Source organism: Pseudomonas sp. SCPG-7 (assembly GCF_002156405.1).
Taxonomy (GTDB): Bacteria; Pseudomonadota; Gammaproteobacteria; order Pseudomonadales; family Pseudomonadaceae; genus Aquipseudomonas; species Aquipseudomonas parakoreensis.
In genome coordinates this window covers 34,529-50,284 of the sequence record NZ_MVOO01000012.1, presented here as the reverse complement: position 1 = coordinate 50,284, position 15,756 = coordinate 34,529, and the positions used below count along the sequence as shown (strand labels likewise).

Annotated in this window: 12 protein-coding genes; 7 read left to right on the top strand and 5 right to left on the bottom strand. The window is 61.0% G+C overall.

Annotated features, from left to right (window positions below; all coding sequences use genetic code 11):
- Window positions 1-33: 33 nt before the first annotated feature.
- From B1722_RS20910 to B1722_RS20890, 5 genes are all read right to left on the bottom strand, one after another.
- Window positions 34-960: a GGDEF domain-containing protein gene (locus B1722_RS20910; RefSeq protein ID WP_041069352.1), complete on the bottom strand. Its 927-nt coding sequence runs from the start codon at window positions 958-960 to the stop codon at window positions 34-36.
- Window positions 961-1,322: 362 nt separating this feature from the next.
- Window positions 1,323-2,063, bottom strand: coding sequence for a YciK family oxidoreductase (locus B1722_RS20905; RefSeq protein WP_003226924.1), 741 nt, complete (start codon window positions 2,061-2,063; stop codon window positions 1,323-1,325).
- Between the two features lie 182 nt (window positions 2,064-2,245).
- Window positions 2,246-2,917: an N-acetylmuramic acid 6-phosphate phosphatase MupP gene (mupP, locus tag B1722_RS20900; RefSeq protein WP_041069355.1), complete on the bottom strand. Its 672-nt coding sequence runs from the start codon at window positions 2,915-2,917 to the stop codon at window positions 2,246-2,248.
- Between the two features lie 4 nt (window positions 2,918-2,921).
- The gene (gene ubiG, locus B1722_RS20895; RefSeq protein WP_041069358.1) at window positions 2,922-3,620 is read right to left on the bottom strand and encodes a bifunctional 2-polyprenyl-6-hydroxyphenol methylase/3-demethylubiquinol 3-O-methyltransferase UbiG; all 699 of its coding nucleotides are present in this window, start codon (window positions 3,618-3,620) and stop codon (window positions 2,922-2,924) included.
- Between the two features lie 58 nt (window positions 3,621-3,678).
- Window positions 3,679-5,013 (bottom strand): TRZ/ATZ family hydrolase, encoded by a 1,335-nt coding sequence (locus B1722_RS20890; RefSeq protein WP_041069362.1) that lies wholly within the window; start codon window positions 5,011-5,013, stop codon window positions 3,679-3,681.
- 108 nt (window positions 5,014-5,121) lie between these two features.
- Between B1722_RS20890 and mtnA the strand changes: the two genes are divergently transcribed.
- From mtnA to cmk, 7 genes are all read left to right on the top strand, one after another.
- Window positions 5,122-6,198: an S-methyl-5-thioribose-1-phosphate isomerase gene (gene mtnA / locus B1722_RS20885; RefSeq protein WP_086794158.1), complete on the top strand. Its 1,077-nt coding sequence runs from the start codon at window positions 5,122-5,124 to the stop codon at window positions 6,196-6,198.
- A 425-nt stretch (window positions 6,199-6,623) separates the two neighbouring features.
- Complete coding sequence (gene gyrA, locus B1722_RS20880) at window positions 6,624-9,278, top strand: DNA gyrase subunit A (RefSeq protein WP_041069368.1); 2,655 nt, start codon at window positions 6,624-6,626, stop codon at window positions 9,276-9,278.
- Window positions 9,279-9,499: 221 nt separating this feature from the next.
- The gene (gene serC, locus B1722_RS20875; protein WP_086794157.1) at window positions 9,500-10,585 is read left to right on the top strand and encodes a 3-phosphoserine/phosphohydroxythreonine transaminase; all 1,086 of its coding nucleotides are present in this window, start codon (window positions 9,500-9,502) and stop codon (window positions 10,583-10,585) included.
- The gene (gene pheA, locus B1722_RS20870) at window positions 10,585-11,679 is read left to right on the top strand and encodes a prephenate dehydratase (protein WP_086794155.1); all 1,095 of its coding nucleotides are present in this window, start codon (window positions 10,585-10,587) and stop codon (window positions 11,677-11,679) included. The genes serC and pheA overlap by 1 nt, the downstream gene beginning before the upstream one ends.
- Window positions 11,680-11,692: 13 nt before the next feature.
- Window positions 11,693-12,805, top strand: a complete 1,113-nt coding sequence (gene hisC, locus B1722_RS20865) for a histidinol-phosphate transaminase (protein ID WP_086794154.1) — start codon at window positions 11,693-11,695, stop codon at window positions 12,803-12,805.
- Window positions 12,806-12,833: 28 nt separating this feature from the next.
- On the top strand, window positions 12,834-15,041 hold the full coding sequence (locus B1722_RS20860; RefSeq protein WP_254616417.1) for a bifunctional prephenate dehydrogenase/3-phosphoshikimate 1-carboxyvinyltransferase: 2,208 nt from the start codon (window positions 12,834-12,836) through the stop codon (window positions 15,039-15,041).
- A complete protein-coding gene (cmk, locus tag B1722_RS20855) occupies window positions 15,038-15,727 on the top strand; it encodes a (d)CMP kinase (RefSeq protein ID WP_007963625.1) in 690 nt (229 codons plus the stop codon). Before B1722_RS20860 ends, cmk begins: the two co-directional genes overlap by 4 nt.
- Window positions 15,728-15,756: the final 29 nt, after the last annotated feature.

Sequence of the window (15,756 nt, the reverse complement as noted above, 5' to 3'; positions counted from 1 at the left end):
GCTCCCACACTGCTGTGTGCTGTCTGAGAGTATTCAGCCAGCCATTGCCAACCGATTACGCCCTTCGCGCTTGGCCACGTACAGCGCGCTGTCGGCCCGACGCAGCAGACTGTCCGCTGACTCACCCGGCAGCAGAGTGGAGCAGCCAAGGCTCACGGTCAGGTCGATCAATTGGCCGTCGGCGAAGTATTCCTCAGCCTGCGCGGCATGGCGCAATCGCTCGCCAACCATTTGCGCCGCTTCCCGGCCGGTGTTCGACAGCAGGATCAGAAACTCTTCCCCGCCATAGCGAAACACCATGTCGACGTTGCGCAACTGGCTCTTGATCGAGGCTGCCACCGCTTTGAGCACGTCATCACCGGCGCTGTGACCGTGGCTGTCGTTGACCCGTTTGAAGTGGTCGATGTCGAGCATCAGTACCGATAGTGGTTGCAGGTGCCGACGTGACATGTCGATCTCGCGCTGCAGGGTCTGCTCCATGGCGATCCGGTTGCCGGTTCCGGTCAGCGGATCGCGCAACGCACTTTGCGTCGCAGCGCGGTAGAGCAGGGCGTTGCGCATCGGGAATAACAGCGACGACAGCAGCGATTCGAGGTTGCCCTGATCCTGCTCACTGAAGCGCTGGTTGCGGCGAAACACCAGCTCGCCCAAGTGCTCGCCTTCGTGGCTGAGGCTATAGCTGACGGAATGGTGACCGCGGGCACCGAATTCCAGGCGCAGGTCGCTGCCTGAATGCACATAACTCAAGGCGTCCAGCGGCACCAGGCGCTGAACTTCGCGAAAAAACAGACCGAGGATTCGTTGCGGTTCAAGACTGGTTTGCAGTTGCAGGCTCATTTGTTGGCGCAGTTGCGCGAGGCTGGCCGGGCGTTCCAGAAGCGGAGGCAGCTGACCAAAGCCCAGGCGTTGCAATTTGGCACTGTCAAAGTCAATTGCATTGGTCTGGGAAGGTGATTTCATATGGCGTGAGCCCCTAAGCAGTAAGTCTGTCTTACAGGCTGGGTGAGAGCGGCTATGGGCTGCGCGTCATACTGATCCATCAGTCCCGTAGGACATTTGGCGTAAGTTTAGTCTGCCGGATGTCGATTAGTCAGCTATCGAAATCGGCCTTGCCCCAGTGCCTTCACACGGCGTGCTTTGAGGGAAATTAGAGCGAAAGTCGTGCCATTCAGTTCAGGATTATTAAAACTGTTATGAATCAATAGGATGGCATTTTGCTTTGGGCGGGAGTGGCAGATATTTGACTGGAATATCACGGCGAAAAGCGGCAAAGGTGTGCCGCGACGGTAATCCGCCACGGCAACAAAAGCGACGTATGGCAGTTATTGCGCGTTGAATGCCTGGCCATTGATGCCCGTACTGTCCGGGCCCATCAGGTACAGGTACACCGGCATGATCTCTTCCGGGGTCGGATTGTTCAGCGGGTTTTCCCCCGGATAGGCCTGTGCGCGCATGCTGGTACGCGTACCGCCCGGGTTGATGCTGTTGGAGCGCACAGGTGCTACGCCATCGACTTCGTCGGCCAGCGTCTGCATCAGGCCTTCGGTGGCGAACTTCGACACACCGTAGGCGCCCCAGTAGGCCCGGCCCTTGCGCCCGACGCTGCTGGAGGTGAACACCACCGAGGCATCCTGCGACAGCTTGAGCAGCGGCAGCAGGGTGCTGGTCAGCATGAACATGGCGTTGACGTTGACTTGCATGACACGCATGAAGTTTTCGCCCGACAACTGTTCGATCGGCGTGCGCGGGCCGATGATCGAGGCGTTGTGCAGCAGACCGTCGAGGTGGCCGAACTCGGTTTCGATCATCGCCGCCAGCTCATCGTATTGATGGGGCAGGGCGGTTTCGAGGTTGAACGGGATCACTGCCGGTTGTGGGTGGCCGGCTGCTTCGATTTCGTCGTAGACCTGCGTCAGATTGGCTTCGGTCTTGCCCAGCAACAGCACGGTGGCGCCATGGGCGGCGTAGGTTTTGGCAGCCGCCGCGCCGATGCCACGGCCGGCACCGGTGACCAGAATGACCCGATCCTTGAGCAGTTCGGGACGGGCGGTGTAATCAAACATAAAAACCTCTCCATAAGGCGAATGCTGAACTCTGTGGCGAGGGAGCTTGCTCCCGCTCGGCTGCGGAGCAGTCGTAGTGCCAGCCAGTGCGGTGTGCCTGAGAAAATGCGCACTCAGGTAAAAATGGGGCCGCTGCGCGACCCAGCGGGAGCAAGCTCCCTCGCCACAGGGGGGGGGGCGGGTCAGCAGCTGCACAGCGCGCTGTCGAGCACCTTGCGCAACTCCAGTGGATGATCCACCACCACATCCGCGCCCCAGTGCCGCGGGTTGTCGTCCGGATGGATATAGCCATAGGTCACGGCGGCGGTTTTAGTGCCCGCATCGCGCCCGGATTCGATGTCGCGCAGATCATCGCCCACAAACAGTACGGTGGACGGATCCAGATCAAGCATCTTGCACGCGAGGATCAGCGGCTCCGGATCCGGCTTGCTGTTTTTCACGTGGTCCGGGCAGATCAACAGCGCCGAGCGCTCGGCCAGCCCCAGTTGCTGCATGATCGGTTCGGCAAACCGCACCGGTTTGTTGGTGACCACGCCCCAGATCAAGTTGCCCCGCTCGATGTCGGCCAGCAACTCGCCCATCCCGTCGAACAGCTTGCTGTGTACCGCGCAACCGGCCAGATAGCGTTCGAGGAATTCCTGGCGCAGTTCTTCGAAGCCCGGCGATTCCGGATCCATCGAGAACGTCACCGCGACCATGGCTTTGGCGCCGCCGGAAATTTCGTCGCGGATGTGCTTGTCGTTCATCGGCGGCAAGCCGCGATCCGCGCGCATCGCCTGACAGATGGCGATGAAATCCGGCGCGGTGTCGAGCAGGGTGCCGTCCATATCGAAAAGGACTGCTCTGATGGCCATCGGCTTATTCCTCGCGCAGGGTCTGGATCATGTAGTTGACGTCAACGTCGTTGGCCAGCTTGTAGTGCTTGGTCAGCGGGTTGTAGGTCAGGCCGATGATGTCCTTGACGGTCAGGCCGGCGATGCGGCTCCAGGCTCCCAGCTCGGACGGGCGAATGAATTTCTTGAAGTCGTGGGTGCCGCGTGGCAGCAGCTTCATGATGTATTCGGCACCGACGATGGCGAACAGGTACGCCTTCGGGTTGCGGTTGATGGTCGAGAAAAACACTTGGCCGCCGGGCTTGACCATGCGGTAGCAGGCGCGAATCACCGACGACGGGTCCGGTACGTGCTCGAGCATTTCCAGGCAGGTTACGACGTCGAACTGCTCGGGCATTTCTTCGGCAAGGGCTTCAGCGGTGATCTGCCGGTACTCGACGTTGACCCCGGATTCCAATTGATGCAGTTGCGCGACCGCCAGCGGCGCTTCGCCCATGTCGATGCCCGTTACGGTGGCGCCGCGCTGGGCCATGGCTTCGCTGAGAATGCCGCCGCCGCAGCCGACGTCGAGAACTTTCTTGCCGGCCAGATTGACCCGCTCGTCAATCCAGTTGACGCGCAGCGGATTGATGTCGTGCAGTGGTTTGAACTCGCTTTCACGGTCCCACCAACGATGGGCCAGGGCTTCGAATTTGGCGATTTCGGCGTGGTCGACGTTGCTCATGATCTATTCCTCGAAAAACTTGAAAAAGGCTGTAGCCGCGAAGTCTGCTCCGCGGTGTTTACGATTCTGAGTGGCCGCTGATGCGCTGGCCCCAGGCCCGGGCGGTGGCGCCCAGCTGTTGTTCGTCCAGGCGGGTCAGGCGCCGGTCGTCGAGTAACTGTTTGCCGGCGACCCACAGGTGTTTCACGCAGTCGCGGCCGGTGGCATAGATAAGCTGTGACACCGGGTCATAGACCGGTTGCTGGGCCAGGCCGGACAGGTCGAAGGCGACAATGTCCGCGGCCTTGCCGATCTCCAGCGAACCGACCTGTGCCTCAATGCCCAGAGCCCGGGCCCCGTTGAGCGTGGCCATGCGCAGCGCGCGATGGGCGTCCAGCGCGGTGGCCGAGCCGGCGACGGCTTTGGCCAGCAGCGCGGCGGTGCGGGTTTCGCCGAGCAGGTCGAGGTCGTTGTTGCTCGCTGCGCCATCGGTGCCGACGGCAACGTTCACACCAGCCTGCCACAGACGCTCCACCGGGCAGAAACCGCTGGCCAGCTTCAGGTTCGATTCCGGGCAGTGGATCACGCTGGTGTTGCTTTCTACCAGCAATGCCAGATCGTCATCGCTGATCTGGGTCATGTGCACCGCCTGGAAGCGCGGGCCGAGCAGGCCGAGGCGAGCGAGACGGGCCAGTGGTCGCTCGCCGCGATGCTCCAGCGATTGCTGGACTTCAAAGGCGGTTTCGTGGACGTGCATGTGGATCGACGCGTCCAGCTCTTCGGCGATCACACGGATTTTTTCCAGGTTCTCGTCGCCCACGGTGTAGGGTGCATGAGGGCCGAAAGTGATCTTGATCCGTTCGTGATGCTTCAAATCGCCGAACAGCTCGACGCCCTGACGAATGGCCTCATCGGCGCTACTGGCGCCGGGGATCGGGAAATCGAGGATCGGAATCGCGATCTGCGCGCGAATGCCGCTGTTGTGCACACGCTCACTGGCGACTTTCGGGAAGAAGTACATGTCCGAGAAGCAACTGATGCCACCCTTGATCTGCTCGGCAATCGCTAAGTCAGTGCCATCACGGACGAAATCTTCATCGACCCATTTGGCTTCGGCCGGCCAGATATGGTTTTCCAGCCAGGTCATCAGCGGCAGGTCGTCGGCCAGGCCACGGAACAGGGTCATCGCCGCATGTCCGTGGGCGTTGATCAGGCCCGGGCTGAGCAACACGTCCGGCAATTCGCGGACTTCAGTGGCGTTACACTTCAATGCTTCGGCGCGCGGGCCGATAAACACGATGCGACCGTCACGGATGCCCAAGCCATGTTCCTTGAGCACAACGCCTGCAGGTTCGACGGGTACCAGCCAGGTCGGCAGCAATAATAAGTCGAGCGCAATGGCAGGTTTCGGCATCGAGGGTCGGTTCCAGTGCTTTTGTAAAGGATGGCGAAGTATACCCGAGCGTCTTCGCGGGGGGATCGCTATAATCGGCGGCTTTTGTTCATGAGTGCGGGGTGAGGGATGCGCGATCGACTGTTGGCTGCGGAGAAAGTAAAGGCCATCGATTGGCGAGATGGCGCGCTCCACCTGCTGGATCAGCGCATTTTGCCGTTCGAGGAAACCTGGATTGCCTACACCAGCGCGGCCGGTGTGGCTGAGGCGATTCGTTCGATGGTGGTACGTGGCGCACCGGCGATCGGCATCAGTGCGGCCTATGGCATTGTGCTGGCGGCCCGCGCACGGATCGCTGAGGGGGGTGACTGGTACGCGGCGCTGGAAGAGGATTTCGCCTTGCTGGCCGATTCCCGGCCGACAGCGGTCAATCTGTTCTGGGCGCTGAATCGCATGCACGATCGCCTGGACCGGCTGAAAGAAAACGCCGATCCGCTGGCGGCACTGGAAGCTGAAGCCATCGCCATTCATGAAAGCGACCGCGAAGCCAACCTGACCATGGCTCAGCTCGGTGTCGACCTGATCCGCAAGCATCAGGGCAACGCCCAGGCGATTCTCACTCACTGTAATACCGGCGCCTTGGCCACCGGTGGTTTCGGTACCGCACTGGGGGTGATTCGCGCGGCCTATCTTGAAGGCATGGTAGAGCGCGTCTACGCCGATGAAACCCGCCCGTGGTTGCAGGGTTCGCGCCTGACCGCCTGGGAGCTGGCGAACGAAGGCATCCCGGTGACGCTCAATGCTGACTCCGCCGCCGCGCACATCATGAAAACCAAAGGCGTGACCTGGGTGATCGTCGGTGCTGACCGCATCACTGCCAATGGCGATGTGGCGAACAAGATCGGCACCTACCAACTGGCGGTCAACGCAATGCACCACGGCGTGCGCTTCATGGTGGTGGCACCGAGTTCGACCATCGACATGCATCTGGCCAGCGGCGACGACATTCCGATCGAGGAGCGTGATGGCGCCGAGTTGCTGGAGGTCGGTGGCAAGCGGGTGGGTGCGGACGTTGAAGCGTTCAACCCGGTGTTCGATGTGACGCCGGCCGATCTGATCGATGCGATCGTCACTGAAAAAGGCATCGTCGAGCGTCCGGATACGGCGAAAATGGCTCAGTTGATGTGCCGCAAACGCCTGCATTGATTGGCTTTGGCGTCTGTAAGGACGCCATCGCTGGCAAGCCAGCTCCCACAGGTTCTGTGCTCGCCGCTGACCCTGTGGGAGCTGGCTTGCCAGCGATGGCGCCCTGAAAGTCAATAAACATCGCAAAATCTGACCTCAAAACTGCATTCAAAGAAGCTCTGAGCCTCTCTCGTCCCCTTTACGCCTGTCATCGGTCAACTAACTATGCTCCATGCGCATCTGGGGGATAGGTGCGTGGCGGCTCTTGTGATAACATCCGGCGTTTTCCGAGGCGGCTTCACGGAGCTGTCTTTACTGCGCAAATCCGTGGTTGTATCCGTTGATTTGTCGTAAGTCGGCGCACGGCACTCAGCCTGCCCCGACGAGCTTCGTACATCCCATATGGATATGACGAAGTTTCACCAGAAAAAGGAATCAGGCTTCTCATGGGCGAACTGGCCAAAGAAATCCTCCCGGTCAATATCGAAGACGAGCTGAAACAGTCCTACCTCGACTACGCAATGAGCGTAATCGTCGGCCGTGCACTGCCGGATGCGCGCGATGGCCTCAAGCCCGTGCACCGTCGCGTACTGTTCGCGATGAGCGAGCTGGGCAACGACTTCAACAAGCCGTACAAGAAATCTGCCCGTGTTGTCGGTGACGTGATCGGTAAGTATCACCCGCATGGTGATACCGCGGTTTACGACACCATCGTCCGCATGGCTCAGCCTTTCTCCCTGCGTTACCTGCTGGTTGACGGTCAGGGCAACTTCGGTTCGGTGGACGGCGACAACGCCGCGGCCATGCGATACACCGAAGTGCGCATGACCAAGCTGGCGCACGAACTGCTGGCCGACCTGCACAAGGAAACCGTGGACTGGGTGCCGAACTACGACGGTACCGAGCTGATCCCGGCGGTCATGCCGACCCGCGTGCCGAACCTGCTGGTGAACGGTTCCAGCGGTATTGCCGTGGGCATGGCGACCAACATTCCGCCGCACAACCTCGGCGAAGTCATCGACGGTTGCCTGGCCCTCATCGACAATCCCGAGCTGACCGTCGATGAGCTGATGCAATACATCCCCGGTCCGGACTTCCCGACGGCCGCGATCATCAACGGTCGTGCCGGAATTATCGAAGCCTATCGCACCGGTCGTGGTCGCATTTACATGCGTGCGCGTTCGATCATCGAAGACATCGACAAGGTCGGTGGCCGTCAACAGATCGTCATCACTGAACTGCCGTATCAGCTGAACAAGGCGCGTCTGATCGAGAAGATCGCCGAGCTGGTCAAAGAGAAGAAGCTCGAAGGCATCACCGAGCTGCGCGACGAGTCCGACAAGGACGGTATGCGCGTCGTGATCGAGCTGCGTCGCGGCGAAGTGCCTGAGGTGATCCTCAACAACCTCTACGCCCAGACCCAACTGCAATCGGTATTCGGCATCAACATCGTCGCGCTGATCGACGGCCGTCCACGCATCCTCAACCTCAAGGATCTGCTGGAAGCCTTCGTCCGTCACCGTCGCGAAGTGGTCACCCGTCGTACCGTATTCGAGCTGCGCAAGGCTCGCGAGCGTGGTCACATCCTCGAAGGTCAGGCCGTTGCCCTGTCGAACATCGACCCGGTGATCGCCCTGATCAAGGCGTCGCCGACTCCGTCGGAAGCCAAGGAAGCGCTGGTCAGCACCCCTTGGGAATCCTCGGCGGTGGTGGCGATGGTGGAACGTGCCGGCGCCGATTCGTGCCGTCCGGAAAATCTCGATCCGCAATATGGTTTGCGCGAAGGCAAGTACTTCCTGTCGCCAGAACAGGCACAAGCCATTCTGGAGCTGCGTCTGCACCGTCTGACCGGTCTGGAGCACGAGAAGCTGCTGGCCGAGTATCAAGAGATCCTCAACCAGATCGGCGAGCTGATCCGCATCCTCAACAGCGCCGTGCGCCTGATGGAAGTGATCCGCGAAGAACTGGAAGTGATCCGCGCCGAATATGGCGACGTGCGCCGCACCGAGATTCTCGATGCGCGTCTCGATTTGACCCTGGGCGACATGATCCCGGAAGAAGAGCGCGTCGTGACCATCTCCCACGGCGGCTATGCCAAGACCCAGCCGCTGGCTGCCTACCAGGCCCAGCGCCGCGGCGGTAAAGGCAAGTCGGCCACCGGCGTCAAGGATGAGGACTACATCGCTCACCTGCTGGTGGCCAACAGTCACACCACGCTGCTGCTGTTCTCCAGCAAGGGCAAGGTGTACTGGCTGAAGACTTACGAAATTCCGGAAGCGTCCCGCGCCGCCCGTGGTCGTCCGTTGGTTAACCTGCTGCCGCTGGATGACGGTGAATACATCACCACCATGCTGCCGGTCGAGGAATACACCGAAGGTCATTACATCTTCATGGCGACCGCCAACGGCACCGTGAAGAAGACTCCGCTGGAATCCTTCAGCCGTCAGCGCAGCGTCGGTCTGATCGCGCTGGAACTGGACGAAGGCGACGTGTTGATCTCCGCGGCCATCACCGATGGCGAGCGCGAAGTGATGCTGTTCTCCGATGGCGGCAAAGTGACGCGCTTCAAAGAGTCCGATGTCCGTGCCATGGGCCGTACTGCCCGTGGTGTACGCGGCATGCGTCTGCCGGAAGGGCAGAAGCTGATTTCGATGCTGATCCCGGAAGAAGGCAGCCAGATCCTCACTGCTTCCGAGCGTGGTTATGGCAAGCGCACCGCGATCACCGAGTTCCCTGAGTACAAGCGTGGCGGCCAGGGCGTGATCGCCATGGTCAGCAACGAGCGTAACGGCCGTCTGGTCGGTGCGGTTCAGGTGCTCGACGGCGAAGAAATCATGCTGATCTCCGATCAGGGCACGCTGGTGCGTACCCGTGTCGACGAAGTGTCGAGCCTGGGTCGTAACACTCAGGGCGTGACTCTGATCAAACTGGCCAAGGATGAAACCCTGGTCGGTCTGGAGCGGGTTCAGGAGCCATCGGAAGTCGAAGGCGACGAGCTTGAAGGTGAAGAGGGTGCCGAGTTCGAGGGAGATGTCGTGATCGACGACGTTGCCGAGGACCAGCAACTCGACGCCGCAGCTGACGAAGAGCCGCAGGAATAAGCGGACAAGCGAGGGGGCGGATGAAAATTCGCCCCCTTGTTATTTGTCCGGTATGAAATATCGGCGCCCATGACGAACCCTGTGGGAGCGAGCTTGCTCGCGAAAGCGGAGCAACAGGCGACATCGTTGTTGAATGTCAGTCCGCCTTCGCGAGCAAGCTCGCTCCCGCAGGATCGGCGCCGACTGATATGTGATACCACCAAATCAGAGCGAGATTGGATGTGAGCAAGCGAGCCTATAACTTCTGTGCCGGTCCTGCGGCGCTTCCTGAAGCTGTCCTGCAACGTGCCCAGGGTGAACTCCTTGATTGGCATGGCAAGGGTCTGTCGGTCATGGAAATGAGCCATCGCAGCGATGAGTTCGTGTCCATTGCCACCCAGGCCGAGCAGGATCTGCGTGACCTGCTGAATATCCCGTCGAACTATAAAGTGCTGTTTCTGCAGGGTGGCGCCAGCCAGCAGTTCGCGCAGATCCCGCTGAACCTGTTGCCGGAAAACGGCAGCGCCGACTATATCGACACCGGTATCTGGTCGCAGAAAGCCATCGAAGAAGCCTCGCGCTACGGCCACGTCAACGTTGCCGCCACCGCCAAGCCTTACGACTATTTCGCCATCCCGGGTCAGAACGAGTGGAAGCTGTCGAAAGACGCCGCTTACGTTCACTACGCGCCGAACGAAACCATCGGCGGTCTGGAATTCCAGTGGATCCCGGAAACCGGTGATGTGCCGCTGGTCGCCGACATGTCTTCGGACATCCTCTCGCGTCCGGTCGACATCTCGCGTTTCGGCATGATCTACGCCGGCGCACAGAAGAACATCGGTCCGAGCGGTATTGTCGTCAACATCATCCGCGAAGACCTGCTGGGCAAGGCTCGCGCGCTGTGCCCGACCATGCTCGACTACAAGGTCGCGGCCGACAACGGCTCGATGTACAACACGCCGCCGACCCTGGCCTGGTACCTCTCCGGCCTGGTGTTCCAGTGGCTGAAAGAGCAGGGCGGCGTTGAAGCGATCGCCAAACTGAATGACGTCAAGCAGCGCACGCTGTACGACTTCATCGACGCCAGCGGCCTCTATAGCAACCCGATCAACAAGTCGGACCGCTCGTGGATGAACGTGCCATTCCGTTTGGCTGACGATCGCCTGGACAAGCCGTTCCTCGCCGGTGCTGACGAACGCGGCCTGCTCAACCTCAAGGGCCACCGCTCCGTGGGCGGCATGCGCGCCTCCATCTACAACGCCGTCGACATCAACGCCGTCAACGCGCTGGTGGCGTACATGGCTGAATTCGAGAAGGAACACGGCTGATGTCCGAGCAAGAACTCAAGGCACTGCGCGTTCGCATCGACGCTCTGGACAGCAAAGTCCTCGAGCTGATCAGCGAACGCGCCCGCTGCGCCCAGGAAGTTGCGCGAGTAAAGATGGCCTCGCTGGCCGAAGGCGAAGTGCCGGTGTTCTATCGTCCCGAGCGTGAAGCTCAGGTGCTCAAGCGGGTGATGGAGCGCAATCAGGGGCCGCTGGGCAACGAAGAGATGGCGCGGTTGTTCCGCGAAATCATGTCTTCGTGCCTGGCGCTCGAGCAGCCATTGAAAGTGGCTTACCTCGGCCCTGAAGGCACCTTCACTCAAGCAGCGGCGATGAAGCACTTCGGCCACGCGGTGATCAGCAAGCCGATGGCGGCAATCGACGAAGTGTTCCGTGAAGTAGCGGCGGGTGCGGTGAACTTCGGCGTGGTGCCGGTGGAGAACTCCACCGAAGGCGCGGTCAACCACACCCTCGACAGCTTCCTCGAACACGACATGGTGATCTGCGGTGAAGTCGAGCTGCGCATCCACCACCACCTGTTGGTCGGTGAAAACACCAAGACCGACAGCATCAGCCGCATTTATTCCCACGCGCAGTCGCTGGCCCAATGCCGCAAGTGGCTGGATGCGCATTACCCGAATGTCGAGCGCGTGGCGGTGGCGAGCAACGCCGAAGCGGCGAAGCGGGTCAAGGGTGAGTGGAATTCGGCGGCGATTGCCGGTGACATGGCCGCAGGCTTGTACGGCCTGACGCGTCTGGCCGAGAAGATCGAAGATCGTCCGGACAACTCGACGCGCTTCCTGATGATCGGTAATCAGGAAGTGCCGCCGACCGGCGACGACAAAACCTCGATCATCGTCTCGATGAGCAACAAGCCTGGCGCGCTGCATGAGCTGCTGGTGCCGTTCCATGATAACGGGATCGACCTGACCCGGATCGAAACCCGTCCGTCGCGCAGTGGCAAATGGACCTACGTGTTCTTCATCGACTTCGTCGGCCACCACCGTGATCCGTTGATCAAAGGTGTGTTGGAAAAGATCAGTCAGGAAGCAGTAGCACTCAAAGTGCTGGGTTCCTACCCGAAAGCAGTTCTTTAAGGGGCGGTAGCAAATGAGTGGCAACTTCCTCGCTCTGGCACAGCCGGGCGTGCAACAACTTTCGCCGTACGTTCCGGGCAAGCCTGTGGACGAACTGGCGCGCGAGCTGGATCTGGATCCGGCGAAAATCGTCAAACTGGCAAGCAATGAGAACCCGCTGGGCGCCAGCCCGAAAGCGCTGGCGGCAATCCGTGATGAGCTGGCCGAGCTGACCCGTTATCCGGACGGCAATGGCTTCGCGCTGAAATCGCTGTTGGCCGAGCAGTGCCGCGTCGAGCTGAACCAGGTAACCCTGGGCAACGGTTCCAACGACATTCTTGAGCTGGTGGCGCGCGCCTATCTGGCGCCGGGTCTGAACGCCGTGTTCAGTGAGCATGCGTTTGCCGTTTACCCGATCGCCACCCAGGCGGTCGGCGCGCAGGCCAAAGTGGTGCCGGCCAAGGACTGGGGGCACGACTTGCCTGCGATGCTTGCGGCCATCGACGCCAATACCCGCGTGGTGTTCATCGCCAATCCGAACAATCCGACCGGCACCTGGTTCGGCGCCGAAGCGCTGGACGAGTTCCTGCAAGATGTACCGGAACACGTGCTGGTGGTGCTGGACGAGGCGTACATCGAGTACGCCGAAGGCAGCGATCTGCCGGACGGTCTGGATTTCCTCGCGGCGTACCCGAATCTGCTGGTATCGCGCACATTCTCCAAGGCCTATGGCCTGGCAGCGCTGCGCGTCGGTTATGGTCTGTCCACTGCGGTAGTAGCGGACGTGCTCAACCGTGTGCGCCAACCATTCAACGTCAACAGCCTGGCTCTGGCCGCAGCCTGTGCGGCGCTGAAGGACGACGAGTATCTGGCGCAAAGCCGTCAGCTCAACGAATCCGGCATGCAGCAACTGCAGGCGGGTTTCCGTGAGCTGGGTCTGAGCTGGATCGAGTCCAAAGGCAACTTCATCTGCGTCGATCTTGGTCAGGTCGCTGCACCGGTTTTCCAGGGGCTGCTGCGTGAAGGTGTGATCGTGCGTCCGGTGGCCAATTACGGCATGCCGAACCACCTGCGGGTGACCATCGGTCTGCCGGCGGAAAACAGCCGCTTCCTTGAAGCGCTGCGCAAGGTTCTGGCTCGTGGGTGATGTCACTGCTCTGCAATCTGCTGCACCTATGATCGGTCGCCTTGTGGTGGTCGGTCTGGGGTTGATCGGTGGTTCGTTTGCCAAAGGCTTGCGTGAAAGCGGCATCTGCCGTGAAGTGGTCGGGGTCGATCTCGACCCGCAATCGCGCAGGCTGGCGGTCGAGTTGGGTGTGGTGGACCGTTGCGAAGACGACCTGATTGCTGCGTGTCAGGGCGCCGACGTGATTCAACTGGCGGTGCCGATTCTGGCCATGGAGAAGGTGCTCGCGCGTCTGGCGGGTGTCGATCTGGGCCAGGCGATTCTGACCGATGTCGGCAGCGCCAAGGGCAACGTGGTGCGCGCGGCGACCGAGGCGTTCGGCGGTATGCCGGCGCGTTTCGTGCCGGGGCATCCGATTGCCGGTTCCGAGCAGAGTGGGGTGGAAGCTTCCAACTCTGAGCTGTTCCGTCGGCACAAGGTGATTCTGACCCCGCTCGCGCAAACCGACCCGGCCGCGCTGGCGGTGGTCGATCGCTTGTGGCGTGAGCTGGGTGCCGATGTCGAGCATATGCAGGTCGAGCGCCACGACGAAGTGTTGGCCGCGACCAGTCATCTGCCGCACCTGCTGGCCTTCGGTCTGGTCGACTCGTTGGCCAAACGCAATGAAAACCTTGAGATCTTCCGTTACGCTGCGGGCGGTTTTCGCGATTTCACAAGAATCGCCGGAAGCGACCCGGTGATGTGGCACGACATCTTCCTCGCCAACCGCGAGGCTGTCCTGCGCACACTCGATACATTTCGCAGCGACCTCGACGCCTTGCGCGACGCGGTCGATGCAGGGGATGGGCACCAATTGTTGGGCGTCTTCACGCGCGCCCGGGTTGCCCGCGAGCATTTCAGTAAAATCCTGGCCCGCAGGGCCTATGTGGACGCTATGAATTCCAACGATCTGATTTTTCTGGCTCAACCTGGTGGCCGCTTGTCCGGTCGGATTCGCGTACCAGGTGACAAATCGATTTCCCACCGCTCGATCATGCTCGGCTCGCTGGCCGAAGGCGTGACCGAGGTGGAAGGTTTCCTCGAGGGTGAAGATGCCCTGGCGACCTTGCAGGCATTTCGCGACATGGGCGTGGTCATCGAAGGCCCGCACCACGGTCGCGTGACCATTCACGGCGTTGGCCTGCATGGCTTGAAGCCGGCACCTGGCCCGATCTATCTGGGCAACTCCGGCACCTCGATGCGTCTGTTGTCCGGCCTGCTGGCGGCGCAGAACTTCGACAGCACCCTGACGGGCGATGCGTCGCTGTCCAAGCGTCCGATGAATCGCGTGGCCAATCCGCTGCGTGAAATGGGCGCTGTGATTGAAACTGCTGCCGAAGGTCGTCCGCCGATGACCATTCGTGGCGGTCATAAGCTCAAGGGTCTGACCTACACCATGCCGATGGCCAGTGCTCAGGTGAAGTCCTGCCTGCTGCTGGCGGGTCTGTACGCGGAAGGCAAGACCACTGTCACTGAGCCGGCTCCAACCCGTGATCACACCGAGCGCATGCTGCGTGGTTTCGGCTACCCGGTGAGCGTTGATGGCGCGACCGCTTCGGTCGAGTCCGGCGGCAAGCTGACCGCGACCCACATTGAAGTGCCGGGCGATATCTCGTCGTCGGCGTTCTTTCTGGTGGCGGCGTCGATCGCCGAAGGTTCCGAGTTGGTGTTGGAGCACGTCGGCATCAACCCGACCCGTACCGGCGTTATCGACATCCTGCGTCTGATGGGCGCCGATATCACCTTGGAAAACCAACGTGAGGTCGGTGGCGAACCGGTAGCCGACCTGCGCGTGCGGGCAGCTAAACTGAAAGGTATCGAGATTCCGGAAGCGCTGGTGCCACTGGCGATTGACGAATTCCCGGTACTGTTCGTGGCGGCGGCCTGTGCCGAAGGTCGTACCGTGCTGACCGGTGCTGAAGAGTTGCGCGTCAAGGAATCGGACCGCATCCAGGTCATGGCGGACGGCTTGCTGGCGCTGGGCGTCAAGTGCCAGCCGACCCCGGACGGCATCATCATCGATGGCGGCCAGATCGGTGGCGGCGAAGTGCATGGTCACGGCGATCACCGTATCGCCATGGCCTTCAGTGTGGCCTCGCTGCGCGCCACTGCGCCGATCCGCATCCATGATTGCGCCAACGTCGCGACGTCGTTCCCGAACTTCCTCGCGCTGTGCGCGCAGGTCGGCATTCGTGTGGCTCAAGAGGCTCAGTCGTGAAAAACATTGCACCGGTCATCACCATCGATGGACCAAGCGGTTCGGGCAAGGGCACGGTCGCCGGGATTCTGGCCAAGCGTCTGGGCTGGAACCTGCTGGATTCCGGTGCGCTGTATCGCCTGCTGGCGTTCGCTGCGCACAACCATGGTGTCGACCTGACCAATGAAGAGTTGCTGAAAAAGCTGGCTGCTCATCTGGATGTGCAGTTCATCGCGGCGACTGAAGGTCAGCTGCAGCGCATCATCCTGGAAGGTGATGAAGTCAGCGATGTCATCCGTACTGAAAGTGTTGGCGCAGGCGCGTCCCAGGTAGCTGCGCTGCCGGCGGTGCGCGAGGCGCTGCTGCAGCGCCAGCGCGCCTTCCAGGAGGCGCCGGGGTTGGTGGCTGATGGTCGCGATATGGGTACGGTGGTTTTTCCCGATGCCCCATTGAAGATCTTCCTCACCGCCAGCGCCGAGGAGCGAGCGCGTCGCCGATATTTGCAGTTGAAGGGCAAAGGCGAGGATGTTAGTCTGTCGAGTCTGCTAGATGAGATCCGTGCACGCGACGAGCGTGATACCCAGCGTGCAGTGGCCCCGCTCAAGCCGGCGGCCGACGCGATTCAGCTGGATTCCACGGAGTTGTCCATCGATCAGGTGCTTGAACGCATCATGAGCGAGATCGCCATTCGCGATATCGCCGGGTGACCAAGAAGGCCGCAGGGGACCAGTCATAG